Origin of the sequence: Saccharopolyspora halophila, assembly GCF_039531955.1 — a bacterium.
In the GTDB taxonomy this organism is placed as follows: Bacteria; Actinomycetota; Actinomycetes; order Mycobacteriales; family Pseudonocardiaceae; genus Saccharopolyspora; species Saccharopolyspora halophila.
Map to the genome: position 1 here is coordinate 39542 of NZ_BAAARA010000002.1, position 26834 is coordinate 66375.

General features: G+C 69.4%; 27 protein-coding genes, 4 tRNA genes and 1 other RNA gene. 9 read left to right on the top strand and 23 right to left on the bottom strand.

Translation table 11 applies throughout. The annotated features are described in order from the left end of the window. Positions 1-2: 2 nt before the first annotated feature. The 6 genes from ABD289_RS03045 to ABD289_RS03070 form a co-directional block, all read right to left on the bottom strand. Positions 3-1001, bottom strand: coding sequence for an ABC transporter ATP-binding protein (locus tag ABD289_RS03045; RefSeq protein ID WP_344126263.1), 999 nt, complete (start codon positions 999-1001; stop codon positions 3-5). 14 nt (positions 1002-1015) lie between these two features. Continuing rightward, entirely contained in the window at positions 1016-1948 is a 933-nt protein-coding gene (locus ABD289_RS03050) for an ABC transporter permease (RefSeq protein WP_344126266.1), read from the bottom strand. A gap of 5 nt (positions 1949-1953) precedes the next feature. Continuing rightward, positions 1954-2964 (bottom strand): ABC transporter permease, encoded by a 1011-nt coding sequence (locus ABD289_RS03055; protein ID WP_344126268.1) that lies wholly within the window; start codon positions 2962-2964, stop codon positions 1954-1956. A gap of 69 nt (positions 2965-3033) precedes the next feature. Then, positions 3034-4728, bottom strand: coding sequence for an ABC transporter substrate-binding protein (locus ABD289_RS03060; protein WP_344126270.1), 1695 nt, complete (start codon positions 4726-4728; stop codon positions 3034-3036). 347 nt (positions 4729-5075) lie between these two features. Further along, positions 5076-5672 (bottom strand): recombination mediator RecR, encoded by a 597-nt coding sequence (gene recR / locus ABD289_RS03065; RefSeq protein ID WP_344126273.1) that lies wholly within the window; start codon positions 5670-5672, stop codon positions 5076-5078. 8 nt (positions 5673-5680) lie between these two features. Beyond that, positions 5681-6001 (bottom strand): YbaB/EbfC family nucleoid-associated protein, encoded by a 321-nt coding sequence (locus tag ABD289_RS03070; protein ID WP_344126275.1) that lies wholly within the window; start codon positions 5999-6001, stop codon positions 5681-5683. A 156-nt stretch (positions 6002-6157) separates the two neighbouring features. Here ABD289_RS03070 and ABD289_RS03075 point away from each other — a divergent pair, with 156 nt between their 5' ends. Continuing rightward, positions 6158-7975, top strand: a complete 1818-nt coding sequence (locus ABD289_RS03075) for an alpha/beta hydrolase family protein (protein WP_344126277.1) — start codon at positions 6158-6160, stop codon at positions 7973-7975. Between the two features lie 28 nt (positions 7976-8003). Here ABD289_RS03075 and ABD289_RS03080 read toward each other — a convergent pair whose 3' ends face one another. After that, positions 8004-10283 carry a DNA polymerase III subunit gamma and tau gene (locus ABD289_RS03080; protein WP_344126279.1) on the bottom strand — a complete coding sequence of 760 codons (2280 nt, stop codon included), beginning with the start codon at positions 10281-10283 and terminating at the stop codon, positions 8004-8006. Between the two features lie 61 nt (positions 10284-10344). Further along, an RNA gene (ffs, locus tag ABD289_RS03085) (signal recognition particle sRNA small type) lies at positions 10345-10439 on the bottom strand. 196 nt (positions 10440-10635) lie between these two features. Here ffs and ABD289_RS03090 point away from each other — a divergent pair. Beyond that, a tRNA-Ser gene (locus tag ABD289_RS03090) sits at positions 10636-10721 on the top strand. Between the two features lie 89 nt (positions 10722-10810). Here the strand turns inward: ABD289_RS03090 and ABD289_RS03095 are convergent. From ABD289_RS03095 to ABD289_RS03130, 8 genes are all read right to left on the bottom strand, one after another. Beyond that, complete coding sequence (locus ABD289_RS03095) at positions 10811-11311, bottom strand: hypothetical protein (protein ID WP_344126282.1); 501 nt, start codon at positions 11309-11311, stop codon at positions 10811-10813. Further along, positions 11308-12072, bottom strand: coding sequence for a WXG100 family type VII secretion target (locus tag ABD289_RS03100; protein ID WP_344126284.1), 765 nt, complete (start codon positions 12070-12072; stop codon positions 11308-11310). The genes ABD289_RS03095 and ABD289_RS03100 overlap by 4 nt, the downstream gene beginning before the upstream one ends. A 15-nt stretch (positions 12073-12087) precedes the next feature. Next, entirely contained in the window at positions 12088-12399 is a 312-nt protein-coding gene (locus ABD289_RS03105; protein ID WP_344126286.1) for a type VII secretion target, read from the bottom strand. 26 nt (positions 12400-12425) lie between these two features. Then, positions 12426-13139, bottom strand: coding sequence for a YbaB/EbfC family nucleoid-associated protein (locus ABD289_RS03110; RefSeq protein ID WP_344126288.1), 714 nt, complete (start codon positions 13137-13139; stop codon positions 12426-12428). Between the two features lie 192 nt (positions 13140-13331). Beyond that, on the bottom strand, positions 13332-13604 hold the full coding sequence (locus ABD289_RS03115) for a hypothetical protein (RefSeq protein ID WP_344126290.1): 273 nt from the start codon (positions 13602-13604) through the stop codon (positions 13332-13334). Positions 13605-13856: 252 nt separating this feature from the next. Continuing rightward, positions 13857-13941, bottom strand: a tRNA-Ser gene (locus ABD289_RS03120). Positions 13942-14041: 100 nt separating this feature from the next. Beyond that, on the bottom strand, positions 14042-14530 hold the full coding sequence (gene tadA, locus ABD289_RS03125; RefSeq protein ID WP_344126292.1) for a tRNA adenosine(34) deaminase TadA: 489 nt from the start codon (positions 14528-14530) through the stop codon (positions 14042-14044). After that, complete coding sequence (locus ABD289_RS03130; RefSeq protein WP_344126294.1) at positions 14527-15015, bottom strand: tRNA adenosine deaminase-associated protein; 489 nt, start codon at positions 15013-15015, stop codon at positions 14527-14529. Before ABD289_RS03130 ends, tadA begins: the two co-directional genes overlap by 4 nt. Before the next feature lie 123 nt (positions 15016-15138). Here ABD289_RS03130 and ABD289_RS03135 point away from each other — a divergent pair, with 123 nt between their 5' ends. Continuing rightward, entirely contained in the window at positions 15139-16107 is a 969-nt protein-coding gene (locus ABD289_RS03135; protein WP_344126296.1) for a prephenate dehydrogenase, read from the top strand. A 440-nt stretch (positions 16108-16547) separates the two neighbouring features. Here the strand turns inward: ABD289_RS03135 and ABD289_RS03140 are convergent, their stop codons facing one another. Beyond that, positions 16548-16754: an antitoxin gene (locus ABD289_RS03140; protein ID WP_344126298.1), complete on the bottom strand. Its 207-nt coding sequence runs from the start codon at positions 16752-16754 to the stop codon at positions 16548-16550. Between the two features lie 216 nt (positions 16755-16970). Between ABD289_RS03140 and ABD289_RS03145 the strand changes: the two genes are divergently transcribed. The 5 genes from ABD289_RS03145 (at position 16971) to ABD289_RS03165 (ending at position 21934) form a co-directional block, all read left to right on the top strand. Next, entirely contained in the window at positions 16971-17648 is a 678-nt protein-coding gene (locus ABD289_RS03145; protein ID WP_344126300.1) for a TetR/AcrR family transcriptional regulator, read from the top strand. A 10-nt stretch (positions 17649-17658) separates the two neighbouring features. Beyond that, a complete protein-coding gene (locus tag ABD289_RS03150) occupies positions 17659-18840 on the top strand; it encodes a cytochrome P450 (protein ID WP_344126302.1) in 1182 nt (393 codons plus the stop codon). Between the two features lie 343 nt (positions 18841-19183). Further along, the gene (locus ABD289_RS03155) at positions 19184-19393 is read left to right on the top strand and encodes a hypothetical protein (RefSeq protein WP_344126304.1); all 210 of its coding nucleotides are present in this window, start codon (positions 19184-19186) and stop codon (positions 19391-19393) included. 581 nt (positions 19394-19974) lie between these two features. Then, positions 19975-20307 (top strand): hypothetical protein, encoded by a 333-nt coding sequence (locus ABD289_RS03160; RefSeq protein ID WP_344126306.1) that lies wholly within the window; start codon positions 19975-19977, stop codon positions 20305-20307. Positions 20308-20377: 70 nt separating this feature from the next. Next, positions 20378-21934, top strand: a complete 1557-nt coding sequence (locus ABD289_RS03165; protein ID WP_344126308.1) for a serine/threonine-protein kinase — start codon at positions 20378-20380, stop codon at positions 21932-21934. A 12-nt stretch (positions 21935-21946) separates the two neighbouring features. Here ABD289_RS03165 and ABD289_RS03170 read toward each other — a convergent pair whose 3' ends face one another. After that, positions 21947-22351, bottom strand: coding sequence for a hypothetical protein (locus ABD289_RS03170; protein ID WP_344126310.1), 405 nt, complete (start codon positions 22349-22351; stop codon positions 21947-21949). Between the two features lie 248 nt (positions 22352-22599). After that, complete coding sequence (locus tag ABD289_RS03175; RefSeq protein ID WP_344126312.1) at positions 22600-22983, bottom strand: hypothetical protein; 384 nt, start codon at positions 22981-22983, stop codon at positions 22600-22602. Between the two features lie 339 nt (positions 22984-23322). Here ABD289_RS03175 and ABD289_RS03180 point away from each other — a divergent pair, with 339 nt between their 5' ends. Further along, positions 23323-23598, top strand: a complete 276-nt coding sequence (locus tag ABD289_RS03180; protein ID WP_344126314.1) for a hypothetical protein — start codon at positions 23323-23325, stop codon at positions 23596-23598. Positions 23599-23793: 195 nt separating this feature from the next. On the opposite strand, the gene ABD289_RS03185 is transcribed toward ABD289_RS03180, so the two are convergent. The 4 genes from ABD289_RS03185 to ABD289_RS03200 form a co-directional block, all read right to left on the bottom strand. After that, positions 23794-23866 (bottom strand) — tRNA-Arg (locus ABD289_RS03185). Between the two features lie 44 nt (positions 23867-23910). Further along, positions 23911-24000, bottom strand: a tRNA-Ser gene (locus ABD289_RS03190). 91 nt (positions 24001-24091) lie between these two features. Next, on the bottom strand, positions 24092-26056 hold the full coding sequence (locus ABD289_RS03195) for an acetoacetate--CoA ligase (protein WP_344126316.1): 1965 nt from the start codon (positions 26054-26056) through the stop codon (positions 24092-24094). A gap of 87 nt (positions 26057-26143) precedes the next feature. Beyond that, complete coding sequence (locus ABD289_RS03200) at positions 26144-26830, bottom strand: dienelactone hydrolase family protein (protein ID WP_344126318.1); 687 nt, start codon at positions 26828-26830, stop codon at positions 26144-26146. Positions 26831-26834: the final 4 nt, after the last annotated feature.

The window sequence follows — 26834 nt, forward strand, 5'->3', positions numbered from 1 at the left end:
GCTCAAGACGCCTCCATCGTGTTCGTCATCGACTCCCGGACCGGGTTGTGGCAGCGCAGCAGCCTGCCGCTCACGTCGACGCTGACCTCGGGGGTCTGCCGCTCGCACACGTCCAGGGCGTTCGGGCAGCGCGGGCAGAAGGCGCAGCCCGCGTCCCAAGGGATGTTGTCGGCCACCGAGCCGTCGATCGGCGTGAGCTGCTGCCCGCGCGGCGAGTCCAGCCGCGGCACCGAGGCCAACAGACCTGCGGTGTAGGGATGTTTGGGGCGAGCGAACAGCTCGTGCCGCTGGGCGCGCTCCACCACGCGACCGGCGTAGAGCACGTTGACCTCGTCGCACAGCCCCGCGACCACGCCGAGATCGTGCGTGATCATGATCAGCGCGGTGTCGGTCTCGGCCACCAGGTCCGCGAGCAGCTTGAGGATCTGCGCCTGGATGGTCACGTCCAGCGCGGTCGTCGGCTCGTCGGCGATGAGCAACCGCGGCTTGCAGGCCAGCGCCGTGGCGATCAGCGCGCGCTGGCGCATCCCGCCGGAGAGCTGGTGCGGGAACTCCTTGAGCCGCCGGTTCGGGTCCGGGATACCGACCCGCTCGAGCAGGTGCTCGGCCTCGGGCATCGCTTCCTTGCGGGACAACCCGCGGTGCCGCTCGATGACCTCCGAGACCTGCAACCCGATGGGAACCACCGGGTTCAACGAGGTCAGCGGGTCCTGGAAGACCATCCCCAGGTCCTTGCCCCGGCGGGCGTCGAGCTCCTTGCCGGGCAGCTCGAGCAGATCGGTGCCGTCGAACCGCACCGCGCCGGAGACCTCCGCACCGCGCGAGGGCAGCAGCCCCATGATCGCCAGCGAGGTCACCGACTTGCCGCAGCCGGACTCGCCGACCAGGCCGACGGTCTGCCCCGGCTCCACGTCGAAGGAGATCCCGTCCACCGCAGTCACCGGTGGCTCGCCCTTGCTCGCGAAAACCACCGAGAGGTCGCGGACTTCCAGCAGTGCCATTGGGCTCCTCCCCCTCAGCGCCGGCGTTTCGGGTCCAGCGCGTCGCGCAGCGACTCACCGACCAGCGTGAAGCCGAACGCGACCAGGATGATGCAGCTCGCGGGCCAGAACGCCAGCTGCGGGTGCGAATCGATGACGCCCTGCGCCCGGCCGAGCATCTGTCCCCATTCCGGGACCGAGTCGTCGGCCGCGCCCAAGCCCAGGAAGGACAGCGCCGCCGCGTCGATGATGGCCACCGCCAGCACCAGCGTGGCCTGCACGACGACCGGGCCGAGCGCGTTGGGCAGCATGTGCCGGAACACGATCGAGCTCTCCTTCACGCCCAGCGCCCGCGCGGCCAGCACGTGATCGCTGGCGCGCTGGGCCAGCATGGTTCCGCGCAGCAACCGCCCGAAGATGGGCACCTGCACGATCGCCACCGCCAGGATCACGGTGAACTGGGTCTGCTGCACGAACAGCGCACCGATCGAAACCGCCAGCAGCAGCGAGGGAACCGACAGCATGACATCGGCGATGCGCATCACGAGCGCGTCCACCCAGCCGCCGAAGGCGCCCGCCAGCACGCCGAGCACCAGCCCGCCGCCGAGCCCGATGACGGTGGCGAGCACCGCGACGAGCAGCGTCTGCTGCGAACCGAGCAGCAGGCGGGACAGCAGATCGCGCCCGTACTGATCGCCGCCGAGCGGAAATCCGGGCTGCGCGGGGGGAATCGCGTTGTCCGCCCGGGAGACCTGGTCCTCCAGCAATCGCAGACCGGGATCGTGCGGCGCCAGCAGCGGCGCCGAGACCGCCAGCAGCACGAACAGCACGATGACGGTCGCACCGACGAGGAAGACCGGGTTGCGGCGCAACCTCCGCCACGCCGACGCGGCCAGGCTCACCCCGGCATCGGACGCCGTCCCGGCCAGCTCGTCGACCTTCTCCTTGCGCGCAGTGTTGAGCACCATCCGCCTCACCGTGTCCGCAGTCGTGGGTCGATCAGCGCGTACGAGAGGTCGACCACCAGGTTGACCAGGACGTACACCATCGCCGAGGCCAGGATGACCACCTGCAGCACCGGGAAGTCCTTGCGCTCGAAGCCGACCGCGACCGCCTGCCCGACACCGGGGATGTTGAACACCCGCTCGGTCAGCACGGCTCCCGCCAGCAGCGCACCGGTCTGCAGCCCGATCGTGGTGACCACCGGCAGCATCGCGTTGTGCAGGATGTGCCGTCGCCGGATCACCATCCCCGCAAGGCCTTTCGCGCGCGCGGTGCGCACGTAGTCCTCGTCCATCACGTCCAGCACCGCCGCGCGGGTGATCCGGAAGATCACCGCGAACGGGATGGTGGACAGCGCGATCGCGGGAAGGATCAAGTGCACCAACGCGTTCCACGACGCGTCCCACTCGCGGGTCAGCAGCCCGTCGAGGACGTAGAAGCCGGTGACCCGGGTCGCGTCGATGCCGACGTCCTGGCGCCCGGAGGCGGGCAGCACGCCGAGCTGGATGGCGAACACGAACTTCAGCAGGAAGGCGAGGAAGAACACCGGCACGGCCACGCCGACCAGCGACCAGCTGATGCTGATGTTGTCCAGCCAGCCGCCCCGGCGCCGCGCGGCGAGATAACCCATCGGGATGCCGATCAGCACCGCCAGCAGCAGCGCGAAGATGGACAGTTCCAGGGTCGCCGGGAACCGGGTGAGGAAGACCTCCAGCGCCGGGTCACCGCGCTGCACCCCGGTGGAGGTCCCGAAGTCGCCGGTGATCGCGCGACCCAGGAACTTGAAGTACTGCACGTAGAGCGGTTGGTCGAGGCCGAGCGCGGCTTCCAGGCTGGCCCGGGCCTCGGGTGTGGCGCGGTCGCCGAGCAGCGCCGAAACCGGCCCGCCGGGCAGCATTCGGAGCCAGCCGAAGAGCAATATCGACAGCACGAAGACGACCAGGACGAGTTGTCCCAGCCGCCGAATGGTGTAGCGGAGCAAGTGGAAACCCCCGTTGCGGGCGAAACGCGGGTCCGCGCGCCGGGTTCAGCGCGCGGACCCGCCCGGAACTCACTGATCCGAGACGCTCACCGAAGCGAACTCCTCGGCGGTCAGCGGGGAGGTCACCAGACCCTGAACCCGCGGGCTGGTCACGATCGCCGGCGGCGAGTGCGAAAGCGGGATCGCGGGCAGGTACTTCGACATCAGGTCCCGATTGATGTCCTGGTACATCTCGTTGCGCTTGGTCTCGTCCGGCTCGCCATCGGCCTTCTTGAGCCGGTCGGCCAGCTCCGCGCCCCAGGGCGAGGCCTCGGTGTAGAAGCGGTTGGTGGTCGTGCCGAAGAAGGTGCCGATGAAGTTGTCCGGCGTGTTGTAGTCACCGGTCCAGCCGAGCAGGAAGAGGTCGGCCTTGCTGTTGTCCACGTCGTCGATGTAACCGCCGTTCCACGGCTTGCTCACCGGCTTGACCTCGATGCCCGCTTCCTTGAGGTCCTCGGCCAGGGCGTTGTAGATGCCCCGCGGGTCGGGCATGTAGGGCCGGGTGACCTGGGTGGGCCAGTAGAAGTTCACCGTCAGGTCCTGCTGCCCCGCCTCGGCCAGCAGCTGCTTGGCCTTGGCCGGGTCGTGCTCGTACCGCTGCACGTCATCGGCGTAGCCGTCGACCGATTCCGGGTAGAACTGGGTCGCGGCCTTGGCGCCCTCCGGGAGGTTCGCCTTGACCAGCGTCTGCTTGTCCACCGCGTGGGCCAGCGCCTTGCGCACCCGCAGGTCTCGCAGCGCCGGGTTGTTCTTCTGGGTGATCCCCAGGTACATGATGTTGAACGGATCGCGGACCTTGACCTCGTTGCCCGAGTCGCGCAGCGACTTGATGTCGGCGGGGTTCGGGAAGTCGTAGGCGTCGATGGAGCCGGATTCCAGCTCCTGCTTGCGGACCGTCTCGTCCGGGATGATGCGGAAGATCAGCTCGCCGACCTTCGCCTTGTCGCCCCAGTAGTTCTCGTTGCGCACCAGCTTGATGCTGCCGTTGGACTGGTCGTAGGACTCGAACTCGAACGGGCCGGTGCCGGTCGGGTGCGACCTGGCGTACTCGGGGTAGACGAAGCTGTCGCCCTGCGCCTTGACGTCGTTGGCGTTGTACTTCTCCATCGCCGCGGGCGACTGCATGGAGAACGACGGAAGTCCCAGCATGTCGGGGAACTTCGAGGTCGCGCGGGTCAGGTTGATCACCGCGGTTGTCGGGTCCGGAGCCTCGCAGCTCTCGTAGAGCGAGGGCTTCTCGCCGTCGGCGAACCCGCCGAAGTTCTCGATCCAGTAGTAGGACAGCGCGTTGTTCTGCCCAGCACCGGTCTGGTGGTACCAGCGCTCGAAGTTCTTGCAGACCGCGTCGGCGTTGAAATCGGTGCCGTCGTGGAACTTCACGCCCTCGCGCAGGTCGAAGGTCCACGTCTTGCCGTCCGGGGTCTCCTCCCAGCCGGTGGCCAGCTCGGGTTCCACGTCGGCCGTACCGGGCTTGAACCCGACCAGGCCCTCGGTGATCTGCCGGGTGATCCGGAAGGTCTCACCGTCCGAGGCGTAGAACGGGTCGAACAGGTCGGGAGCACCGGCCGCGCCGAAGGTGAGGGTGCCGCCTTCGCCACCTCCGGCTCCGCGCTGCGATTCCGCGCAGCCCGCCAAGGAAACGGCCGTGGTCAGTGCGATGCCTGCGGTCAGAGCTCGGCGCAGCGCGCGTGGTGCGCGCCGCTGCCCCGATCGAGCTTCTCTCATTGGATGTACCACCCATTTTGTCCGGAAGGCAGCAGAGTGGCGATGAGAGTAACCCTCGAACGGATGTCGATGGAACACACAAGGTTACGATCCTGCTACTTAGGCGATCCTTAGAAACTGGGCCTTTCGGGCATCGCCAGCACCTGCGAACAGCTGGGATAGCTCACCGCAACTGGCAAGATCAGTGCTGCCAGCTGGGAAATACGGGAAAAACCACGCTCATCGGCGCCGCCCGACCGAAGATCTCCACCGGCGAAACGAGAAGCAGGGGCGCCTCCCCGGAAATCCGGGAAAGCGCCCCTGCTTCGGCGCGATTGCGCCATCCGCGTCTTCCGCGTTCGTGGCAGCTACAGCGCGCGACGTCCGGACAACGCGCGGCCGAGCGTCAGCTCGTCGGCGAACTCGAGATCGCCACCCATCGGCAGGCCGGAGGCCAGCCGGGTGACGTTCAGGCCAGGGAAGTCGCGCAGTATCCGCACCAGGTAGGTGGCGGTCGCCTCGCCCTCGGTGTTCGGATCGGTCGCGATGATCACCTCGGTGATCTCGTCGGTCCCGATCCGCGCGAGCAGCTCGCGAACCCGCAACTGATCCGGGCCCACCCCGGACAACGGGTCCAGCGCACCGCCCAGCACGTGGTAGCGGCCCTTGAACTCGCGGGTGCGTTCCACCGCGAGCACGTCCTTGGGCTCCTCGACCACGCAGACCAGCGTCTTGTCCCGGCGGTCGTCGGCGCAGATGCGGCAGGTCTCCTCCTCGGCGACGTTGCCGCACACCCCGCAGAAGACCACGCCCTCCTTGACCTGCTGCAGTACCTCCTGCAACCGGGTCACATCAGCGGGCTCCGCAGCCAGCAGGTGAAAGGCGATGCGCTGCGCGCTCTTCGGACCGATACCGGGCAACCTGCCCAGCTCATCGATCAAATCCTGTACCGGACCCTCGTACACTCGTCAGCTCACATACCCGGCAGGCCGAGATCGCCCATGCCACCGCCGAGACCGCCCGCGAGCGGTCCCATCTTCTCCGCCATCAGCTCCTGCGCCGAGTCGTTGGCGTCGCGGACCGCCGCGACGACCATGTCGGCCAGGGTCTCGGTGTCCTCGGGATCGACGGCCTTCGGGTCGATCACCAGGCCCTTGAGCTCGCCGGAGCCCGTCACCGTCGCGGTGACCAGCCCACCACCGGCGGTCCCGTTGACCTCGGCGGCGGCGAGTTCCTGCTGCGCGGTCTGCAGCTGCTGCTGCATCTCCTGCGCCTGCTTCATGATCTCTTGCATGTTCGGCTGGCCACCTGGCTGCACCGCTGTTCCTCCTCCGCCGGGGCACGTACAACACCCAGCCTAGCTCGGCGGTCTGCCGGATTTGCGGTGCGTGCGCCTGCGGGTCCGCGCACACCCTTGGGCGGGACCGCTCCCGCGTGCAAAGGTGATCAGATGACGCTGGACATCGTGCGGTTGCTGGAGCTGACCGGCTGGCGGGCGTTCGACGTGGACGACCGCGGACGGGTGCTGGCCGGCTCGGACGAGTCGGGGTCGATGCAGCTCGTCGAGCTCGCCGACGGCGAGCGCACCGACCTGACCGCGCTGCCCGGCGCGGTGACCGGCCGCTACCTGCCCGGCGAGCGCGCGGTGGTGGTCCAGCACGACAGCGACGGCGACGAGCGCGCCCAGCTGTCCCTGCTCCGGCTGGACCGCACCGGACCGGCCGAGCTGGCCGACCTGGAACCGCTGGTCGACGACCCGAAGCACGTGCACCGGCTGCTGGACGTGCTGCCCGGCCGGATCGTCTACGCGACCAACCGGCGCAACGGCGTGGACTTCGACGTGGTCATCCGCAGCGCCCGCAGCACCGAGGAGCACGTGCTCTACGACGGAGGAGGGCTGGTCGGCGAGGTGGCGGTCTCGCCGGACAGCCGCTACGCGGCGCTGACCGTGCCCGCCGCGCCCGCGCTGTCCGACCAGCTGCTGCTGGCCGACACGATGCCGGAGACCCGCGCCGACGCGCTGCGCGAGCTCACCGACCGGCGCGCCGCCGCCCGGCACCTGCACCTCGACTGGCTGCCCGACGCCTCCGGGCTGATCGTGACCAGCGACTTCGGGAGCGACCGCACGCGCATCGAACTGCTCGAGCCGCGCAGCGGACGGCGGCACCCGCTGGTGACCTCGGACTCCTGCGACCTGTCCGGAAGCCTCTCACCGGACGGCGCGACCCTGCTGGTGCAGGCCAACGACGACGGCGCCACGCGGCTCGCGCTGCACGACGCGCGCACCGGTGCGCACCGCCTCGACGTCGAACCGCCCACCGACGGCTGGTGCGGCCACCCGATGCCCGCTCCGGTGTGGTCACCCGACTCGCGGTTCGTCGCGCTGTCCTTCTCCGGGCCCACCGCGCCCGGCGACGTGCTGCTGGTGGAGGCCGCTACCGGCCGGTGCCACCCGCTGACGTTCTCCGCAGCGCAGTTGACCGGCGAAGACCCGGTCGAGCCCACCGCGCACCGCATCCCGGCGCGCGACGGCGAGTCCATCCCGTGCTTCCGCTACGCCCCGCACGAACCTGACTCGCGCACGGCGGGATCTGCGGTGGTGATCATCCACGGTGGCCCGGAGAGCCAGTCGGTGCGCGCGTTCAGCCCGATCGTGCAGGCGCTCGCCGCGCGCGGGCACACCGTGCTCGTGCCCAACGTGCGCGGCTCGACCGGGTACGGCAAGCGCTGGTACTCCGCCGACGACACCCGTGATCGCCTCGAATCGGTGGCCGACCTCGCCGATCTGCACGCCTGGTTGCCGACGATCGGCGTCGACCCGGACCGGGTCGCGTTGTGGGGCGGGTCCTACGGCGGCTACATGGTGCTCGCCGGACTGGCCTTCCAGAGCGGCCGGTGGGCGGCCGGCGTGGACATCGTCGGCATCTCCTCGCTGGAGAGCTTCCTGCGCAACACCGCGGGCTATCGCCGCGCCCACCGCGAGCGCGAGTACGGCAGCCTCACCGAGGACGCGGACTTCCTCCGGGCGGCGTCCCCGCTGAACCGGGTTTCGGCCATCGCGGCACCGCTGTTCGTGATCCACGGCGCGAACGACCCGCGGGTCCCGCTCAGCGAGGCCGAACAGGTGGTGGCGGCGGTGCGCGACAACGACCTGGAGTGCGAGCTGCACGTCTACCAGGACGAAGGACACGGCCTGGCCAAGCGCCGGAACCGACTGGACGCCTACCCGAAGGCCCTGGACTTCCTGGCACGGCACCTGAGCGGTTGAGGACGACCTCGGCAGGCCCGCCGGAGGTTCAGCCCTCGATCCGACGTCCCCCGAGCTCGCGCTCGATGAGCTCGACCGCCGCCTTCTCCGGGTCCGGCCCCGCACGGGTCACCGCGTCCATCGGCGAGGATCCCGCGAGCATCTCCTCGGGGTCCTCCTCGTCCGGTTCCGCAGGGGCCTCCGGCTTTTCGGGCTCGCGAACCGGTGCGGGTCGCTGCGGCTGCGGTGGCGGAACGTCGTCCGGCGGGACGTCCTCGTCCGGCGGTTCCGGCGGCGGCGGGATGTCGTCGGGTTCGGGCGGATTCGGAACCGAACCGCCCCGGGGGCTGCCGGTCCCGGCCTGCGCGGAGTCCCGCGGCTGATCGTCGCCCCGGGCACCGCCCGACTGACCGCCCTGCTGCCCGCCCGGCCTGCCGTTCGAACTCGGCTGCTGCGCGGGTGCCTGCTGCGGCTGCCGGCTCTGCGGCTGCGCGGGCGGCTGCTTCGGCGCCGCGGGCTTGGCCGGTGGGGCCGCGCCCGCCTCGACGCACTGGATGTCCCACTCCCCGCCGACGACCTCGCGCATCGCCTCGCGGACGAAGTCCAGCCTGCGCTGCTGCGCGAGCTGCTTGACGAGACCCGGTGTCGGCATGGACAGCACGAGAACACCGTTGTTGAGATCCTGCACGGTGGCGTTGAGCAGCAACGCCTGGGTCGGGCGGTTGCGCTTGGCCACGCCCTGCAGCACATCGGTCCACACCCGGCGCACCGCAGCGGCGTCGAACCCGCTCGGCGCGGCAGCGGCAGGGGCGGCGGTTCGGGGCGCCGGTTCCGAGGCCGCAGCGGCCTGCGGCTGCGGAGCCGGTGGCTCCGGCGCTTCCGGCTGGCTCTCGGCTGGAACCGGTTTCGCCTCGGCAGCTGGCGCCTCGGCGGCCCGTTCCGGCACCGCGGCCTGCGGCGGCTCCGGCGCGGCCTGCGGCGGCTGGTCCTGCTCCGCCTGCGGCTGAGCCCGCTGGGCCTGCGGTTGCGGGGGTTCCGGCTGCTCGGATTCGGCCGCGCGCTCGTGCGGCCGCTGGAAGACCCGCTTGGGCTTGTCCTCGTCCGAGCCCTGCGCGGGAGCCTCCACCGGAGCCGGACCGGATTCGGCCGGGGCCTCCGCGCCCGGCGCGATGGTCATCCGCCGCTCGACCCGCTCCAGGCGCTGCAGCAGCGCGGCTTCGGAGTCGGCGACGGCGGGCAGCAGCATCCGCGCGCACACCAGCTCCAGCAGCAGCCGGGGCGCGGTGGCACCGCGCATCTCGGACAGCCCGGTGTGCACGATCTCGGCGAACCGGGACAGCGTCGCCGCGCCGAGCTGCTCGGCCTGCTGCTGCATCCGCGCGAGCTCGTCCCCGGCGACGTCCACCAGACCGCGTTGCGCGGCGTCCGGCACCGAGTTGAGCAGCACCAGGTCGCGCAACCGGTCGAGCAGGTCGGAACCGAAGCGCCGCGGGTCGTGCCCGGCCTCCACCAGGCGCTCGACCGTCCCGTACACGGAAGCCGCGTCACCGGCGGCCAGCGCATCGACCATGTCGTTGATCAGCGTGACGTCGGACACCCCGAGCAGCGCGACGGCCCGCTCGTAGGCCACGCCCCGCTCGTCGGCGCCCGCGAGCAACTGGTCGAGCACGCTGAGCGTGTCCCGCGCCGATCCCCCACCGGCCCGGATGACCAGCGGGTACACCGCGGGCTCGACCTGGACGCCCTCGTCGGTGCAGATCCGCTCGACCAGCTCGCGCATCACACCGGGCGGCATCAGCCGGAACGGGTAGTGGTGGGTCCGCGACCGGATGGTGGTCAGCACCTTGTCCGGTTCGGTGGTCGCGAAGATGAAGACCAGGTGTTCCGGCGGCTCCTCCACGATCTTCAGCAGGGCGTTGAAGCCCTGCGGGGTGACCATGTGCGCCTCGTCGATCACGAAGATCCGGTACCGGGACTGCGCGGGCGCGAAGAAAGCCCGGTCGCGCAGCTCGCGAGTGTCGTCGACACCACCGTGACTGGCCGCGTCGAGCTCGACGACGTCGACGCTGCCGCCACCTTCGGGCGCCAGCGCGACGCAGGAGTCGCACTCGCCGCACGGGTCCGGGGTCGGGCCCTGCGCGCAGTTCAGCGAGCGCGCCAGGATGCGCGCGCTGGAGGTCTTGCCGCAGCCGCGCGGGCCGGAGAACAGGTACGCGTGATTGATCCGCCCGGCGCCCAGCGCGGTGCGCAACGGCTCGGTGACGTGTTCCTGCCCGGCGACCTCACCGAAGGTCGCCGGACGGTACTTGCGGTAGAGGGCGAGCGCCACGGTCGAAACCCTACGCGGTTGGACTGACAACTCGGACCAGGGTGCGACAGCCCCCGGAAAGTAAAGGGGACCCCGTGCACCCGTCAGAGCCCGCTTACCCTTGCTGCCTTCCGGCCCTGGGGGAGTTCACAGGATGGACGCCGCACGAGGTCCGCGTTCAGTGTATCCCAACGCAGCCCGTCGTCGATGCCCCCCTCCACGAGACGGGAACCGCAGGTCATCGGGCTCGACACCCGATCGGGGTCCGGAACCGGACCGCGAACCGCCACCGACCGGTCCGCAGCGGCCGCCGCGCCGCTCGCCGCGCGCCCCCTCTCCGAAGCCCGAAATCCGTACTGCTACGCTTCTTCGCGGAGGATTGGCCGAGCGGCCTAAGGCGCACGATTGGAAATCGTGTTGGGTTAATAGCCCTCACGGGTTCGAATCCCGTATCCTCCGCTCGAGCGAAAGAGCCCCGAACCACCAGGTTCGGGGCTCTTTCGCGTTCGCGGGTCAGCCGCACAACGAGCCGGCCGGTTGGGGAGGACTCACTCACTGGTTCGGACTGCCCGGTTACCACGTCGCGTCGCGACGAGCGCCAGCACGACCGGAACGGCGAGCAGCAGGAAGTACGTGAAGGCCGGGACCGGGGTGGCCCTGTCCGCAGTGGCGACGACTGCCGCGAGCAGCAGTTCGGCCAGCAGGGTCAGCACCAGGATCGAGCTGGTGAACACGATGCGCATCCGGCGGAGCTGCCAGACCTCGACCGTGTTGAACCAGCCGTCCGCCCTCGCCGTGCGCCCCACCATCGTCAGCGTGAGGGTGGTCAGAAAGGCGAAGAAGACCGAGATACCACCGAGCATGAGGGGGAATATGGCTGTCATACCGGCCGAGGACATCAGGCCCGCAGCCAGGCCGACGATCAGAGCGGCAGTGATCAGCGACAGCAGGAGAAGCACCGTGCCCAGTGGCTTCACGCGAGAGCGGATGTCGCGCGTGGCGTCCGCTCCGATGTAGACGTACCGCTGGTTCGGATCGTGCGTGGTCATTCCGGGACGCTCCATTCCGTGCGGTCGCCGTCGCTGACGCTCCCGTCTCCGAGATCGTGGGTGGAGCGCGACCACGTGTCACCGAGATCGGTGACCTTCTGCTTGATGCCGGTCTGTTCGGTTTCGATGGTGTCGGCGAAGCTGTTCATCGAGATGATCGCGGTGGTGACCAGCCCGATGGAGACTCCGGCCGCAGTGGCGATCGCGGCGATGGCAGCGGGCGTGCCGACCACAGTGCACGCCGCAGCGATGGCTCCGACGGCGCCGACGATGAAGACACCGAACGCGACGCTGATCGCCAGCAGGAACGCATCGATGGCGTTGGCGAGGCTGTTCAACGAGGTCCGCAGTTGCATCGCCACGTCTTTGATGGAGGTAAGACCGTCGCTTTGGGCGGGAACGAGGGCCTTGTAGGCCTCGGCGGCAGGTCCGCTCCATTCGATGTTGGCCTTGAGCCGCTGCAGATTGATGTCACCGGCGATGTCGCCGAGCTTGTCCCCGACGGCGGTCGCCCACTGGTCGCTCACCTCGCGCAGCCGGTCTGGGTCGCCGAGCTGGTCGATGAACTCGTTGATCGGCTTCCAGAATTCCTGGACCTTCACCCGCAGCTCTCGCATGCCCTGCTCGATCGGTTCGATCAAGTCCGTGAACGGGGCTGGCACCCAGGAAATCATTTCGTTGACCTGCGCGAAGAACTCATCGATCTTGACCGTGAGTTCGTCGGCCTTGTCATTGACTTCGGACACGAGCGAGTCGCCCATGATCCACCTCTCAGGTCAGTAGGCGTTCTCGATGTCGTGTTTGCCCTGCTCGTCATCGCGTTCGTACTGCGCCGCGGCCTGGGTGAGGTCGCTGCTGATCTGGGCGAAGTAGTCCGCGGCCTCCTCGAGCATCCTTTCCAGCGCGCTGCGCGCGTCGTCATAGGTCTGATCGATCCCACGCTCGACCGCCCACATCGAGAAGGCCGTCGGGTCGATGCGCAGCGTCGTCACCGCCTCCTGCGGAGCGCCCAGATCATCAGACGCGTTTTTCCAGGTGGTCGCATCGGAGCGCATCGCTTCCAACGCGACGGTGATGCCGTCACTCATCGGTCGTTCCCTTCGGGTAGTCGCCTTCAGGACGGCAGGCCGAGTCGCCTCAGCAGGCGCTGCGGCTCCGAGGCCAGTGCGTTGAGCTCGTCGATCGCGCGGCTGCGCGGACCGCCTGCGAGATCCTGCGGAGTGGATTTCGAACGCAGCTCGGCCAGGACGGCCTTGATCTCGGCTTCGATCTCGGTGTTGCGGGCGGCCGAGGCCCATGCGGGGTCGATCCCGAGCCGGAGAACCTGTCCACGCTGCGCCGAGCCGGAAACGTTGCGCCCCGGGCTTTCGGCGGTGACCGGTTGATCGACGACCTTGGACAACCGCTGGGTGAACGCGCCCAAGTCGGCGGTAACGGCGTCCAGCAAACGAGTCACGTCCTGACGGGTCAGGGGCGAGTCGTCCTGCTGCGCGGCCGGTTGAGGCGCGGCAGCCCCGAGGTCGGTCGTCTCCAGTCGCCGGGCGAGAGCCTGCGCCGTGGCGGCGTTGGCGGCGGTGACCACCGCCGAATGCAAGGCCCGGGGATCGATGCGGCGTTTCCAGTCCTCGGCCAGGGTGACCGCCACGACCTCGGCCTCTGGTGTCGCCGCGACGGTCACGGCGCCGGCTGGGTCAGTTCCGGTCACGACATCGGCATGTTCCGGCTCCGGCGGGTCGCTCCGCGGCGACGGATCACCGGAGCCGACCAGCCACAAATCGCCCTCGTCGTCCTCGTCCCAGTCATCCGGCGAACGCCGACCGAACCCCATCGCACACATCCTTCACAGCAATGTCTTGCAGTTGCAGCGGACCTTACAAGTCAGATCGGGCCCGAGGGGCAAAATCCGCGAGCCCGCGCAACGAAGACGGCATGAAGCGAGCAACGCGAAAGCGGCCCAGGACATGTACGGGACAGGTCATGAGGGCGGTCCCGTCCGATCGTTTTCGCCGGGACCGCTCGTCTACTTCTCGACGGGCTCAACGATGTCCAGCGGCGGGAGCGGGTCGACGATCCGCATCGTCTCCACCGACGCGGTCGTCACGCGCGCGACCAGGTGGAGGATATGGCGCGGGTCGCCTACCTCTCGCGACCAGCCGTTCGGGTCGTTGACGATGCCCGACGGCTTGTCCGTCTTGATGTAGTAGCGGTCGATGATCCGTCCGAGCGTCGAGCGGCTGCCGCGCGCGTTCCGGCTTTCCTCGATCATGTTGCTCGAAGCCGTCCCGGACAGCATCGAGAGCCTTCCGCTGATGCCGAAGCAGGGTCTTCGTCCCCGTTCGGACGACGTGCTCCGGAGCGGACCACGAGACCCGAGACCAGCCGATCGAAGCTGGTGTTCTCGATCGCGGACCAGGTTGGCAACCGCTTCTAGCCGACCGATCGGTAAGCACGACGGTGGCGACGGTCGGGCAGGAGTCTTGGCTCCCCCTGAGCGGGCCGATGAGACGCAAAAAGGGCCGGCCCCGAGTGGGCCGGCCCTTGCGAGCGGTAGCGGTGGGATTCGAACCCACGGAGGCTCTCACCTCACGCGCTTTCGAGGCGCGCTCCTTAGGCCGCTCGGACACGCTACCGCCGAAAAGGCTACACATCCGGGTACCCGGCCCGCTGAAGGGGGGTCCCCATCACGGCTTCGTTCCTGGTCATCCCGGGCACCCCGGGCCAGCGTGGGGCTTACCGCCGTCCTGGGTCGCGCTGGGCGCCGAAGAAGTCCTCCAGCACGGCCGCGCACTCGTCGGCCAGGACGCCGCCCACGACCTCTGGGCGGTGGTTGAGGCGCCGGTCCCTGACCACGTCCCACAGCGAGCCGACCGCGCCGGTGCGCGGCTCCCAGACGCCGAAGACCACCCGCGCCACGCGCGCGAGCACCAGCGCGCCCGCGCACATCGTGCAGGGCTCGACGGTGACCGCGAGGGTGCAGTCCTCCAGCCGCCAGCCGTCGCCGTGCCGCTTGGCAGCCTCGCGCAGGGCCAGGACCTCGGCGTGCGCGGTCGGGTCACCGAGGGCCTCGCGCTGGTTGTGCGCCTCGGCCAGCACCTGGCCGTCGGGGTCGAGCACCACCGCGCCGATCGGGACATCCCCTGTGGACGGTGCGGCTTCGGCGGCGCGCAGTGCGGCCCGCACCAGCGCTTCGTCGCCGGCGCGGGCCCGTGCGATGTTCACCGGTAGAGCTTCTCCATCATCTGCGCGAAGTCCTCGCCGAACCCGCAGCGCTGGGCGATCATCTCCAGCTGCTCGTCCGGGTAGAGGTCCACTTCCTCGATGATGACCAGCAGCTCGCCCTCCGGGATGCCGAGGTCGGTCAGCACCGCCAGGTTGCCCTCCGGCCAGACCTCCTCGTCGTCCTCGTCCGGCGGATCGACGCGCAGCAGATCCAGCACGTCGGCCGCGATGTCGTAGTCCAGCGCCGCTGCCGCGTCCGAGAGCAGCAGGTCCACCCCGCCGGGCACCGGACGGATCAGCACGAAGAACTCGTCGTCCACATTGCACATTCCGAATACCGCGCCCGGGGACCGCAGCTCGCGCAATGCGGTGATAGCGGCGTCCAGACCGGTCAGCACCGCGTTGTCCATTGCACTGCAACGCCAGCGCCCGTCCTCCCGGACGACAGCGACCGCGAAGCCCGCGACCGGTTCCTGCACCGTCATAACGACACCGTAGAGCGTACGAACCCCACCCGAAAGCACTATTGCGTCTGTCATAACCAACTGGGGGCGTTTCGGCGCTCTACCGGGTGCGTGCGAGCGGGGTCCATCGGGCACGATGGACGGATGCGTGCCGTGTGCGTGATCGGACTGGGACTCATCGGTGGCTCGGTGCTGCGAGCAGCTGCTGCGGTCGGCCGCCCCGCTTGGGGCGCGACGATCGACGAGGAGGACTCCGCGGCTGCCGGGCGAGCCGGTTTCGAAGTGCTCGCGACCGAGGCCGCGCTGCGCAGGGCGGCCGACGAGGACGCGCTGATCGTGCTCGCCACGCCGCTGACCGCGATGCAGGGCGTGTTGCGCCAGGTCGCGGCCAACGCACCGCACGCGCTGCTCACCGATGTGGTCAGCGTCAAGGACGCCGTCGAGAACGAGGTCCGCAAGCAGGTCCCGACCGCCCGCTACGCGGGTGGTCACCCGATGGCGGGGCTGGCGGAGTCCGGCTTCCTCGCCGGTTCCGCCGAGCTGTTCTCCGGGGCCGCGTGGGCGGTGACCATCGAGGAGCGCACGCCGCTGCAGGCGTGGCGGGAGGCCGCCCGGCTCGCCCTGGACTGCGGCGCGCACGTGGTTCCGACCTCCGCCGCAGCGCACGACGACGCGGCCGCCCGGATCTCGCACCTGCCGCACATGTTCGCCGCAGTGCTGGCCGCGGTCGGCGCCGACGGGGGGCCGCTCGCGCTGTCGCTGGCCGCCGGGTCGTTCCGGGACGGCACGCGAGTCGCGGGCAGCCCGCCCGAGCTGGTGCAGGCCATGACCGAGGGCAACAAGCCCGCTCTGCTCGACGCCCTGGACGACGCCCTGGGCAGGCTCGGCGCGGCTCGCGGTTCGCTGGCCTCCACCGGCGGGTTGAAATCGACCGTGGACGCCGGCCATCAGGCCCGCATCTCGCTCGAGGAGCTGGACACCGACACCCGGGAGACCTCCGCGGTCGCCCTCGGGGAGAACGCCCTGTTCCGCTTGCGCGAGCTGGGCGAGCTCGGCGGCCGGGTCACGGACGTGACCGAGGACGAAGCCACGATCGAGGTCCCGGTGGCCTGACGGCCGGTGGGGTTCCCACCAAGCGAAACGGGTTCGGAACCGGCCACCGAACGAACCGGGCAAAACTGCGATTGCCCAACCCCAACGGCGAACCCGAGAGGGAAAACGACCCAAGTCGAGGCCGACAAGCAGGACGAGCACCTGAGCAGCGGCCCGCAACGGCGAAGCCGTTGGCCCACCTCGGCAACCCGCACCGCCGGGGGTTCTGACACGTCGTGCGGCGAGGACGGCCGCGACGCCGCGTGGGTTGAGCGGATCCCGCAGCCACACGGCGTGTCACGTTCCCCTCCCCGCACCGTCACGCAGAACGAGCCCAACACTTAAGAGAGGTCGCCGTGTGCATAGCGGCGACCTCTCCATTGCCCGCTCCGGCCACTGGTCGGGACGGCCCTCAGCTGGTCCCGGGCGCCAGCGTGGGCCGGAGCGGCGATGTTCGGTTGTTACTGCTGCTGGCCGGGTTCCTCTTGCTGGCCGGACTCCTGCTGGTCGTTTCCAGCGCCGAGGAACTCCTTGCCCTTCTCCTTGGCCTGGTCGATCTTGTCCTCGTGGCCGAACTTCTCCTTGGCCGCGTCGGCGGCCTTGTCCACGCCCTCGCCGACCTTGTCGCCGTGCTCGGACAGCTTGTCCTTGAAGTTCTCGAGACCCATGGTGCTCCTCTCCGGACCTCCGCGTGAAGGTCCTGCGGTCAGCGCAGCCCACAACCTAAGTCGACCTCCGGATCACCGCTCGGTGGAAGCGCCGGTGACCGGGCGCATTTAGCCCTTCCAGGCGACACCCCTTTTGCCCGATACGTCTGAGCGCTACCGTCGGTTTGACCACGTGACCGAATTCGCATATTCGGTCAGAGAGTCACGGAGGCAGCCATGACCCAGCCGATCGGCCGCGCCGACCGCATCCTCGACGCGGCCGGCGAGCTCCTGATCAAGCTGGGCTACCGCAAGGTGACCATCGAGGACGTCGCCCGCCGCGCCGAGATCGGCAAGGGCACCGTCTACCTGCACTGGCCCACCAAGGAGCAGCTGTTCGAGTCGCTGGTCCTACGCGAGTCGCTGGGCCTGTTCGCCGAACTCACCGCAGCGCTGCGCGCCGAACCGGAGATCATCCGCCCGCACCGGTACTACCCGCTGGTCTTCCTCGCGACCCGGCGCAGCCCGCTGCTGCACGCGGTGGTCACCGGCGACACCGAACTGCTCGGCAACCTCAAGCGCTCGGCGCACCACGAGGAGACCGCTGGCGCGAGCGAGACCTACTACCGGCTGCTGCTCGATCGCGGGCTGCTCCGCGACGACGTGCCGCAGCTGCAAGCGGCGCTCAACGCCACCCTGACCGGATTCTTCATCACCGATCAGATCAACCCGGCCTACGCCGAGCTCGACGACGCGACCAAGGCCGATGCCCTGTCGCACACGATCCGGCGAGCGTTCGAACCGGACGTCGCCCCGGACCACGCGTCGCTGGTCGACGCGGCGGCCCGGACCACCGAGCTCTACGACGAGCTCACCGCCAGGTTCCGGACCTGGATCTACCGACCACCCCGCTAGGAGGGGACCGATGACCGCTCTCGCCGACATCTGGGGAATCAACGAGGCGCAGTTCTGGCTGCGCGAGGGCCTGCCGGAGCACAAGGTCCGCTACGACGAGCCCACCGGCGTCTGGGACGTCTTCGGCTACCCGGAGATCCAGCAGGCAATCACCGATCCGTCGACGTTCTCCTCGAACTCCCAGCGCCTGACGCCGAACGCCGACCAGCGTCCCAGCGAGGGCGTCCTCACCCAGCTGGATCCGCCCGAGCACCAGAAGCTGCGCAAGCTGGTCAGCCACGCGTTCACGCCGAAGGTGGTGGCCGATCTGGAGCCGCGCATCACCGAGCTGACCAACGAGCTGCTGGACGGGATGTCCGGCCGGACCGAGCTCGTGGAGGACCTGGCCTACCCGCTGCCGGTCATCGTGATCGCCGAGCTGCTCGGGGTGCCCGCGGCGGACCGGACCCTGTTCAAGCAGTGGGTGGACTCGATGTTCACCACCAGCGACCGGTTCTCGCTCAAGGAGCGGGCCGCGGAGCAGGAGGAGTACCTGGCCAAGGCCCTCGAGGACGTCGAGCAGCTCACCGACTACCTGCGCGAGCACATCCGGGAGCGGCGGGCGAAGCCGCGCGAGGACCTGCTGTCGAAGCTGGTGCGCGCCGAGGTCGACGGGCAGCGGCTCACCGACGAGGAGGTCGCCAACTTCGGCCTGGTGCTGCTCGTCGCGGGCCACATCACCACGACGATGCTGCTGGGCAACACGCTGCTGTGCTTGGACGCGCACCCGGAGCAGTTCGCCCGGGTGCGGACCGACCGCTCGCTGACGCCCTCGGCCATCGAGGAGTCGCTGCGGTTCCTGAGCCCGTTCGCGGCCACCGCGCGGTCGACCACGCGGGAGACCGAGCTCGCAGGCCAGACCATCGGCGCTGATCAGCTGGTGCTGCTGTGGCTGGCGGCGGGCAACCGGGACCCGCGGCAGTTCACCGACCCGGACGTCTTCGACGTCACCCGGGATCCCAACCCGCACCTGGCCTTCGGACGCGGCATCCACTTCTGCGTGGGCGCGCCGCTGGCCCGCCTGGAAGGCCGGGTGGCGCTGAACCTGATCATGGATCGGTTTCCGGACCTGCGCACCGATCCCGAGGCCCCGCCGGTGTTCATGCCCAATCCGAACATGACCGGGATCCGAGAGCTCCCGCTGCTGCTGTAGTCGCGGCGTGCCGGTCCGCACGCCACGACTGAATGCCCCGTACGGCGGCTCCTGCCGTGCACGATTCGTGACGCCACCACTCACTCGTAACCAACCGCCCCCAGCAGAATGGGTCAAACCACTCTTTCGGGTCTCGAATTGCAGCCATTGCGTATCCGCTCTTATTTTTTCCGCCGCCGCCCCGCGAAGAAATTGATAACGCGAGCGCGACACGTTCCGGTGAATGGCGACGTCCAGCAATGCAGCAGCTCCGGAGCGCCGGTAGAAAATGAGTCGGCACGGAAAGTCGGGTCCGCCAGATCCGCCGATACGCCGACATTTCGAATTGAGAGGAAGGCAACCCATGCGTTCGCTGTCTCGAGCCGTTGTTGTTAGCGCCCTGACCCTGCCCCTCGCCTTCGCGGGAGCAGGCCTGGCCAGCGCGGGTGGTGGCGGCCACCACGACCAAGGCGGCCACAAACACTGCGTCTACTACTCGTGCAACTCCTGGTGGCAGGCCACCACCACGGTGAACGATCAGGACGTCATCAACGCCGGCATCATCAACGGCTGACCCGACGCGGGGTCTCGTCGGGCGCACCGACGGGTGGCGTAGAAGAGATGGCGCGGGATGCGATCATTCGCACCCGCGCCATCTTTTCGCGCACGAGTCCGCCACCTCGAGCACCGGCGTCCGTTGAACGAACGAATTCATCCACTTCCCGGAAATGACCGATCAGGCGAAATGGGAACGATCGCGGACCGAATTCCAGCGATCCCGCGACCAGCACATCCAATCCCCATCAGCAACGCTCAACCGGCACCGCCGAACGCGGCCCGCTGGGCGGCGAGCAACCCGCGAACCGACATCGCACCCACCGAAGCTGCAACCCCCGTGCGGCCTCCTCGCGGGAGCACAGCAACGCGCCCTCCCCCGCTGCCCGGCGCGGGCCGCGCAGCGGACGGTCGAGGCACCGCCCGTCGCGCGGGTGGGCGGTCTGACAGTTTTGCCTAAAACTGTAGCGTGATTATGCCCGCTTTGTCCGGACAGTTTTAGGCAAAACTGTGGCCCCGCCAGCGTTGCGGGTGGTTTCCGGCGACGGATACGGTGTTACGTCTAGTAACAGATACTTTCCGCCTCGAGGGAGCTTCGCCATGCCTGTCCCGGACGCGTTCTCGAAGGCCGTCGGCGCCGCCTGCACGCAGACCAGCGAACTGGCCGGACAGGTCCGCGACCAGGCATCCGACCAGATCGCGCGGTTCTCCGGCCGGGCCGCGGGCTGGGTCGATCAAGCCGGTGCCGCGGTCGCCGAGTTCACCGAGCAAGCCGCCGCGAAGACCGCCGAGATCGGTCAGAACAGCGCCGAACTCGCCGGGAACGTCACCCGGCAGGCGTCCGGCAAGATCTCGCAGCTGACCGTGCACTGCGCGGACAGCCTCAGCGAACGGCTGGTCGAGGTCGGCGAGCGGTTGTCCCGCCGCGACTGAGCCGCCGCCCCCGGGCCGCGCGGTCCTGCTTTCGTGGAGGATGGAAGCACGTCGACCGCGGAGGGTGCACGTGAGCGAATTAGGGGCGTTGCTCGCCGGCCGATACCGGCTGGAGGAGCAGCTCGGCAGCGGCGGCATGGGTGTCGTGTGGCTGGCGACCGACGAGCTGCTGCAGCGCCGCGTCGCCGTCAAGGAGCTGCACGCCGTGCTGGCCGCCGACCCGGCGGCCGCCGAGGAGGCGCGGCAACGAGCCATGCGCGAAGGACGCATCGCGGGCAGGCTCAACCACCCGAACGCGATCGCGGTGCACGACGTCACCGAGCAGGACGGCCTGCCGGTGCTGGTGATGGAGTACTTGCCATCGCGCAGCCTCGCCGACGTCCTCGCCGAACAGGACCGGATGGCCCCGGAGGCGGTCGCGAGCATCGGCGCGCAGGCCGCGGCGGCCCTGGCCGCGGCGCACGAGGCGGGCATCGTGCACCGCGACATCAAGCCGGCCAACGTGCTCATCGGCGACGACGGCACCGTGAAGATCACCGACTTCGGGATCTCGCACGCGGCCGACGACATCGCGATCACCAAGACCGGCATCCTGTCCGGCACCCCGGCCTACCTGGCTCCGGAGATCGCCCGCGGCCAGGCACCGACCCCGGGATCCGACGTCTACTCCCTGGGCTCGACGCTCTACACCGCCGTCGAGGGCGAACCGCCGTTCGGCTACGACGCGGAGAACTCGATCGCTCTGCTGCACGAGGTCGCCGGGGGCGAGATCCGCCCGCCGCAGTCCGCGGGGCCGCTGACCGCTGTGCTCAACCGGATGCTCGCCGCCGACCCCGCGCAGCGCCCCGGCCCGCAGCAGGCCCGGGAAGCGCTGCAGGCCGCCGCGGCCGGACGTTCGCTGCCCACCGACGCGGACCTGACCCAGCCGATGAGCGCCCTCGCGGCCGACACCACCCCGAACGCACCGGTGGCCGCAGCGGGCAACGGCACGCAGCTGGACAACCGGCCCGTCGCGGAACCGCGGCGGCGCCGCAGGCTTCCCGTGCTCGCCGGTGCGGCGGCCGCGGTCGTGCTGCTCGTCGGCATCCTGCTGATCTCGCTGCTCTCCGGCGGCCAGGAGCAGCGGGCGAACCGCACGGCCTCTCCCGCGCAGATGGAGCGGCTGGTCGCCGACTACTACGCCCTGCTGCCCGAGCACACCGGCAACGCCTGGACCCACCTGGGACCGGAGATGCAGGCCGTGGGCCGGGAGCGGTACAACAGCGCCTGGCGGCCGGTGACCGAGGTCTCGGTCTTCGCCGCCCCGACGACGGTCGGGCGCAACACCGTCCAGGTCGGCATCGAGAAGACCCTGACCGACGGCACCCGCGTCCGCGAGCTGCACAAGCTGGGCATCCTCGTCAGCCGCGGCACCCCGCTCATCAACACCGATGGGGTCCTCAACAGCGAGACCATCGCCCCGCCGCCCCCGCCACCGGCACCGGAACCTCCGCGGGAAGAGCCGGAGGAGAAGGAGCAGGAGAAGAGGGACGAGGGCGACAAGGGCAAGGGCAACGGCAACGGCAACGGCAACGGCAAGGGCAACGGGCGCAAGGGCGAGGACGAGAAGAAGGGCGAGAACGGCTGACGCCCCGGTCGGTCAGTCGCGGCGCAGCAGCTTGATGATGAACTGCCCGACGATGAACCAGATCAGCGCGGCCAGGCCGTAGTTGAGGATCACGCCCAGCAGTGCGTCGTCGGGCGTGAAGACGTCCCCGAGGCCGAGCACGAAGGTCTGCGCCAGGGTGTAGATCAGCGAGACGAAGCCGTTGCCCTGGTTCGCGTCCAGCACGACGAACAGCACGTGCAGCGCGAAGATGATGACGACCACGGCCACCACCATCCGGACGACTTTGGCGGCGGTCTCGCGGCCGTCACCGCGCCGCCTGCCCGGCGAACGTCCGTCGTAGTAGTCGTCCCGGCGCGGGTACGGCTCGTGGTAGCCGTCCCGGTAGGGATCGTTCGCGTCGTACGGGTCGTTCCCCCGCGGCGGCCGGTAACTCATGATGCGGATTCTCTCGGCGATCATCGGGGTCGACAACTCGGGCCGACGCCCGCCGCACGACGCGCCGAGAAGAAGAAAGACCCCTCCGGAGAGGGGTCTTTCGAGCCGGGAGGTCCGACCCGGATTTCAAGCGGAAGATTTCCCTCCCGCTGGCTCCGCTGCGGTTCACCGCAGAATCGAACGCGCGTCCAAGATCTCGCCACCTCGCCGCGAGCGGATTCTCCGATTCCGGAAAGCGCGGGAAGAAATCAGCGGCGGCGAAGCGCCTTGATGATGAGCTGACCGCCGACGGCCCAGACCAGCGCGGCGAGGGCGTAGTTGAGCACGACGCCGAGCAGTTCGTCGCCGGGGGTGAAGACGTCCCCGAGGCCGAGCACGAAGGTCTGCGCCAGGGTGTAGATCAGCGAGACGAAGCCGTTGCCCTGGTTCGCGTCCAGCACGACGAACAGCACGTGCAGCGCGAAGATCGCGACCACCACACCGACGACCACCCGGACGATGTTGGCGATCGTCTCCGCTCCGTCGTCGCGGCGCTGATCCGGCGGAGGCCCTTCGTAATAACCGGGATGATTCGGCGGATGCGGGCTATAGCCCTGCTGGGGCGGAGGGCCTTGGCGCGGGTCGTAATTCATGGTTGCGGATTGTGTCCACCGTCCCCCTTATGGGGCAACCCCATGATTCATCGACGCATCGAGAGAAGGGCCACCTGTTTCCTTGGCGACTGCGAATTCGGGCGCCGTTGATCCCTCAACCAGGAAATACGTAAGTTTGTGTTTGGAAACTAAATTGCAAATGGGGCGCCGCATTCGATGACTCACCGTAGGGCATAATTCACCCTATTGGCGATTCGCGCGAATTATGCTGTTCCCCGTTCGTCTCCTCGAAGGAACTTCGGGCGAGGTTCTCGAGCAGGCGCTGGACCACCGGGGCAGGTCGTCGCCCATGACGTCGGCGGGTTCGAAGTTCTGGCTGTGGCCTTCGAGCCGGCTCAGGTCAACGCAGCTGTCGAGATCGCGAACCCCGAGCATCCCGCCTTCGCGGTCGTCACCGAGCACAAGCGGCGGCTCGGTCAGCGACTCGCCGAACTGGTCGCCGAGGCCGGGATCCCCGAGCCCGAGCAGGTCGCCGCGGACATCGTCGTCATCTACGAGGGCACGATCACCGCGTTGCTGCTGGACCTCGATTCGGCCCCGTTCGAACGGGCACGCCGCCTCGCAGGCGAAGCGCTGCGCGCAGCAGGGCTCTGAGCGCGGATCACGGGCGCCGAAGGGGCCTCCCGGGCCGATGCCGACGCGCTCGCCCCGGTTGCCGATCAGGGAAACAGCGCGAGGCTGGCGAAGCTCCGCCGCCGGCCTCGATCGCAGCGTCGGCGAGACCACCCGAACAGCAAGAAGCCCCTGCTCAGCGAACTGAGGGGGGCTTCGAGCTGTCTCGACCAGACGTGCGCCCGTAGGGATTCGAACCCCAAACCTTCTGATCCGTAGTCAGATGCTCTATCCGTTGAGCTACGGGCGCCTGTTCAATTGTTGGACCCTACCCCATCGGGGTCGACTCCCTTGCGGAGGCTCCGGGATTTGAACCCGGGAGGGGGCGTAACCCCCAACCGCATTAGCAGTGCGGCGCCATAGACCAGACTAGGCGAAGCCTCCCGGCGTCCTTCGCGGCCACCGGAAAGTACTTTACACACCCGCTCCGCGGCCCAAAACAGGGGGGTCCCCTCAAGGCGCCGGGAGGCCTCGCTCATTCCGCTCGATCAGCGCTGAGCTGCACGAAAGGATCCAGCGCGGCCGGGTTCTGCAAGGCGTCCCGGCTGACGGCCTTCTCCGGAGGGGTTCCGGCGAGGATCTTCTTCACCGGAACCTCGAGCTTCTTGCCGTTCAGCGTCCGGGGCACCTCGTCGACGACGATGAAGCGGTTCGGCACGTGCCGCGGGGACAGCTCGCTCCGCAGCGCGGACTTGAGCTCGCCCTTGATGTCGCCGAACCGCGCGCCCTCGGCCAGGACGAGGAAGCAGAGGAGTTCGCCGTCGGTCTCGCCCGCGCCGGAGGTGTCGATCACCAGGGAGTCGGCGATCTGCTCGAAGCCCTCCACGACCCGGTAGAACTCGGCCGTGCCCATCCGGACGCCGCCGCGGTTGAGAGTGGAATCACTCCGGCCGTAGATCACCAGCGATCCGCGATCGGTGATCCGGACCCAGTCGCCGTGCCGCCAGATTCCGGGGAAGGTGTCGAAGTAGGCGTCCTGCAACCGGGATCCGTCCGGGTCGTTCCAGAAGAACACCGGCATCGTCGGCATCGGCTCGGTCAGCACGAGCTCGCCGACCTCGTCGTGCAGCTCGTCGCCGCGCTCGTCGTAGGCCGCCACCGCAGCGCCCAGCATCGGGCAGGAGATCTCGCCCAGCCACACCGGAACGTCCGGGGCGGCGCCGACGAACGCGGTGCACAGGTCCGTTCCGCCGGAGACGCTGGCGATCTGCACGTCGGCCCCCACCGCGTCGGCGACCCAGCGGAAGCCGTCGGTGGTCAGCGGAGCTCCCGTGGAGCCCACCGCGCGCAGGGCCGACAGGTCGAACGCGTCCTTCGGGCGCAGCTCCCGCTTGAGGCAGCTCTGGATGAACGGCGCCGAGGTGCCGAAGTAGGCCACCCGGTAGCGGGCGGCCAGCTCCCAGAGCACCGAGAGCGACGGATGGCCCGGGCTGCCGTCGAAGAGCACCACCGTCGTGCCGGTCAGCAGTCCTCCGACCAGGAAGTTCCACATCATCCAGCCGGTGGTGGTGTACCAGAAGAACCGCTCGCCGGGCCCCAGATCGAAGTGCAGCCCGAGCACCTTGAGGTGCTCCAGGACCATGCCGCCGTGCCCGTGCACGATGCCCTTGGGCAGGCCGGTGGTACCCGAGGAGTACAGGATCCACAGCGGGTGCTCGAAGGGAACCGGCGTGAACTCCAGCGCCGCTCCCCTGTTGTGCGCCAGCAGCTCCCGCCAATCCAGCGCGCCATCCAGCGGCCCCTGGCCGAGGTAGTCGACGAGCACCGCGGTGGTCTCGGGCATCTCGGCGCGCAGTTCGTCCACAGTGGAGCGGACGTCGAACCGGCGGCCGCCGTAGCAGTAGCCGTCCACCGCGATGAGCACCTTCGGCTCGATCTGCACGAACCGGTCGGCGACCGCGCGGGCGCCGAAGTCCGGGGAGCACGACGACCAGGTCGCGCCCAGGCTCGCGGTGGCCAGGAACGCCACCAACGCCTCCGGGCAGTTCGGCACCAGGGCCGCCACCCGGTCCCCCGCCCGCACGCCCAGCTCCACGAGCGCGGAACGCGCCGCCGCGACCCGGTCGCGCAGCTCGCCGAAGGTGATCTCCTCGCTGCGACCGTCCTCCCGGACGAACACCACGGCGAGGTCCTCGTCCGCCTTGCCCTCGCCCTCGCGCAGGGCGTGCTCGGCGTAGTTCAGCGTCGCGCCCGGGAACCACCGCACGTCCGGCATCCGCTCGCCCGCCAGCACCCGCTCGGCGCGGTCGTGGAAGCGCACCTCGAAGAAGTCCGCGATCGCCTGCCAGAAGGCGGGCAGGTCGTTCACCGACCACTGCCACGAGGCGTGGTAGTCGGGCAGATCGACATCGCGCTCACGGCGCAACCAGTCGCGGAAGGCGGCCATCCGGCTGGCGGCCACGCGCTCGGGGCTCGGTCGCCACAGCAACTCGGGTTCCATGGATTCTTCCTAACCCATGCCGGGGAGGTTGAGCCAGATCTCGATGCCCGTCGTCGACCTGTCGTGCGCGCGGCGTCGAGCGAGCCCTCAGCGCAGGTGCAGGTCGAACCAGTTGCGGGCGCGCTGCCATGCCTCGCGGGCGGCGTCGACGTCGAGGTCGAAGCGGTGCCCGGCATCGGGGAAGCGCACCACGTCGGTGGCGACCTCGGCCGAATCGGCGACCTCGCGGAGCTTGTCCACCTCCCCCGCCGCCAGGTCGTGCCCGTAGAGGCCCAGCCAGGGACAGGACAGCTCACCGGCGACGTCGACCAGCGGTGGCAGCTCGCCCGCCAGCGGCTCCACGATCCCGCTGCCGCCGACGCTGACCGCGGCTCCGATCGTGCGGCTGGCGGCCACCACCAGCGCGGCCGAGCCGCCCACGTCGAAGCCGATCACGCCCTGCAGGTCGGTCGGCACGCCGCGGTCGGACAGCCACAGGAACGCCGCGTCCGAGTCGGCCAGCAGCGCCTCGCCGGAGAGCTTGTCCAGCAGCTCCTCCTCGTGCCGATCGGCGGCGATCTCGTCGGTGTGGTCGCGGTGGTAGAGGTGCGGCACCGCGGTGAGCCAGCCCTCCTCGGCCAGCGCGGTGGCGATGGCGCGCACCCGCGCCGTGACGCCGCGCGCCTCGTGCAGGAACACCAGGCCACCGCGCACCACGTTGTCGGGTTCGGCCACGGTCAGGCGCAACCCCGTGCCGTCGGTGAGCGCGACCGTCTCGGTCCGGGTTCGGGTCATGCGT

Coding starts and splice junctions, on each gene's coding strand:
- ABD289_RS03045 (WP_344126263.1), bottom strand. CDS start 1,001: ATGGCACTGCTGGAAGTCCGCGACCTCTCGGTGGTTTTCGCGAGCAAG.
- ABD289_RS03050 (WP_344126266.1), bottom strand. CDS start 1,948: ATGGTGCTCAACACTGCGCGCAAGGAGAAGGTCGACGAGCTGGCCGGG.
- ABD289_RS03060 (WP_344126270.1), bottom strand. CDS start 4,728: ATGAGAGAAGCTCGATCGGGGCAGCGGCGCGCACCACGCGCGCTGCGC.
- ABD289_RS03070 (WP_344126275.1), bottom strand. CDS start 6,001: ATGCAAGAGATCATGAAGCAGGCGCAGGAGATGCAGCAGCAGCTGCAG.
- ABD289_RS03075 (WP_344126277.1), top strand. CDS start 6,158: ATGACGCTGGACATCGTGCGGTTGCTGGAGCTGACCGGCTGGCGGGCG.
- ABD289_RS03095 (WP_344126282.1), bottom strand. CDS start 11,311: ATGACCACGCACGATCCGAACCAGCGGTACGTCTACATCGGAGCGGAC.
- ABD289_RS03100 (WP_344126284.1), bottom strand. CDS start 12,072: ATGGGCGACTCGCTCGTGTCCGAAGTCAATGACAAGGCCGACGAACTC.
- ABD289_RS03105 (WP_344126286.1), bottom strand. CDS start 12,399: ATGAGTGACGGCATCACCGTCGCGTTGGAAGCGATGCGCTCCGATGCG.
- ABD289_RS03110 (WP_344126288.1), bottom strand. CDS start 13,139: ATGGGGTTCGGTCGGCGTTCGCCGGATGACTGGGACGAGGACGACGAG.
- ABD289_RS03115 (WP_344126290.1), bottom strand. CDS start 13,604: ATGCTGTCCGGGACGGCTTCGAGCAACATGATCGAGGAAAGCCGGAAC.
- ABD289_RS03130 (WP_344126294.1), bottom strand. CDS start 15,015: ATGACGGTGCAGGAACCGGTCGCGGGCTTCGCGGTCGCTGTCGTCCGG.
- ABD289_RS03135 (WP_344126296.1), top strand. CDS start 15,139: ATGCGTGCCGTGTGCGTGATCGGACTGGGACTCATCGGTGGCTCGGTG.
- ABD289_RS03140 (WP_344126298.1), bottom strand. CDS start 16,754: ATGGGTCTCGAGAACTTCAAGGACAAGCTGTCCGAGCACGGCGACAAG.
- ABD289_RS03145 (WP_344126300.1), top strand. CDS start 16,971: ATGACCCAGCCGATCGGCCGCGCCGACCGCATCCTCGACGCGGCCGGC.
- ABD289_RS03150 (WP_344126302.1), top strand. CDS start 17,659: ATGACCGCTCTCGCCGACATCTGGGGAATCAACGAGGCGCAGTTCTGG.
- ABD289_RS03155 (WP_344126304.1), top strand. CDS start 19,184: ATGCGTTCGCTGTCTCGAGCCGTTGTTGTTAGCGCCCTGACCCTGCCC.
- ABD289_RS03160 (WP_344126306.1), top strand. CDS start 19,975: ATGCCTGTCCCGGACGCGTTCTCGAAGGCCGTCGGCGCCGCCTGCACG.
- ABD289_RS03170 (WP_344126310.1), bottom strand. CDS start 22,351: ATGAGTTACCGGCCGCCGCGGGGGAACGACCCGTACGACGCGAACGAT.
- ABD289_RS03175 (WP_344126312.1), bottom strand. CDS start 22,983: ATGAATTACGACCCGCGCCAAGGCCCTCCGCCCCAGCAGGGCTATAGC.
- ABD289_RS03195 (WP_344126316.1), bottom strand. CDS start 26,056: ATGGAACCCGAGTTGCTGTGGCGACCGAGCCCCGAGCGCGTGGCCGCC.
- ABD289_RS03200 (WP_344126318.1), bottom strand. CDS start 26,830: ATGACCCGAACCCGGACCGAGACGGTCGCGCTCACCGACGGCACGGGG.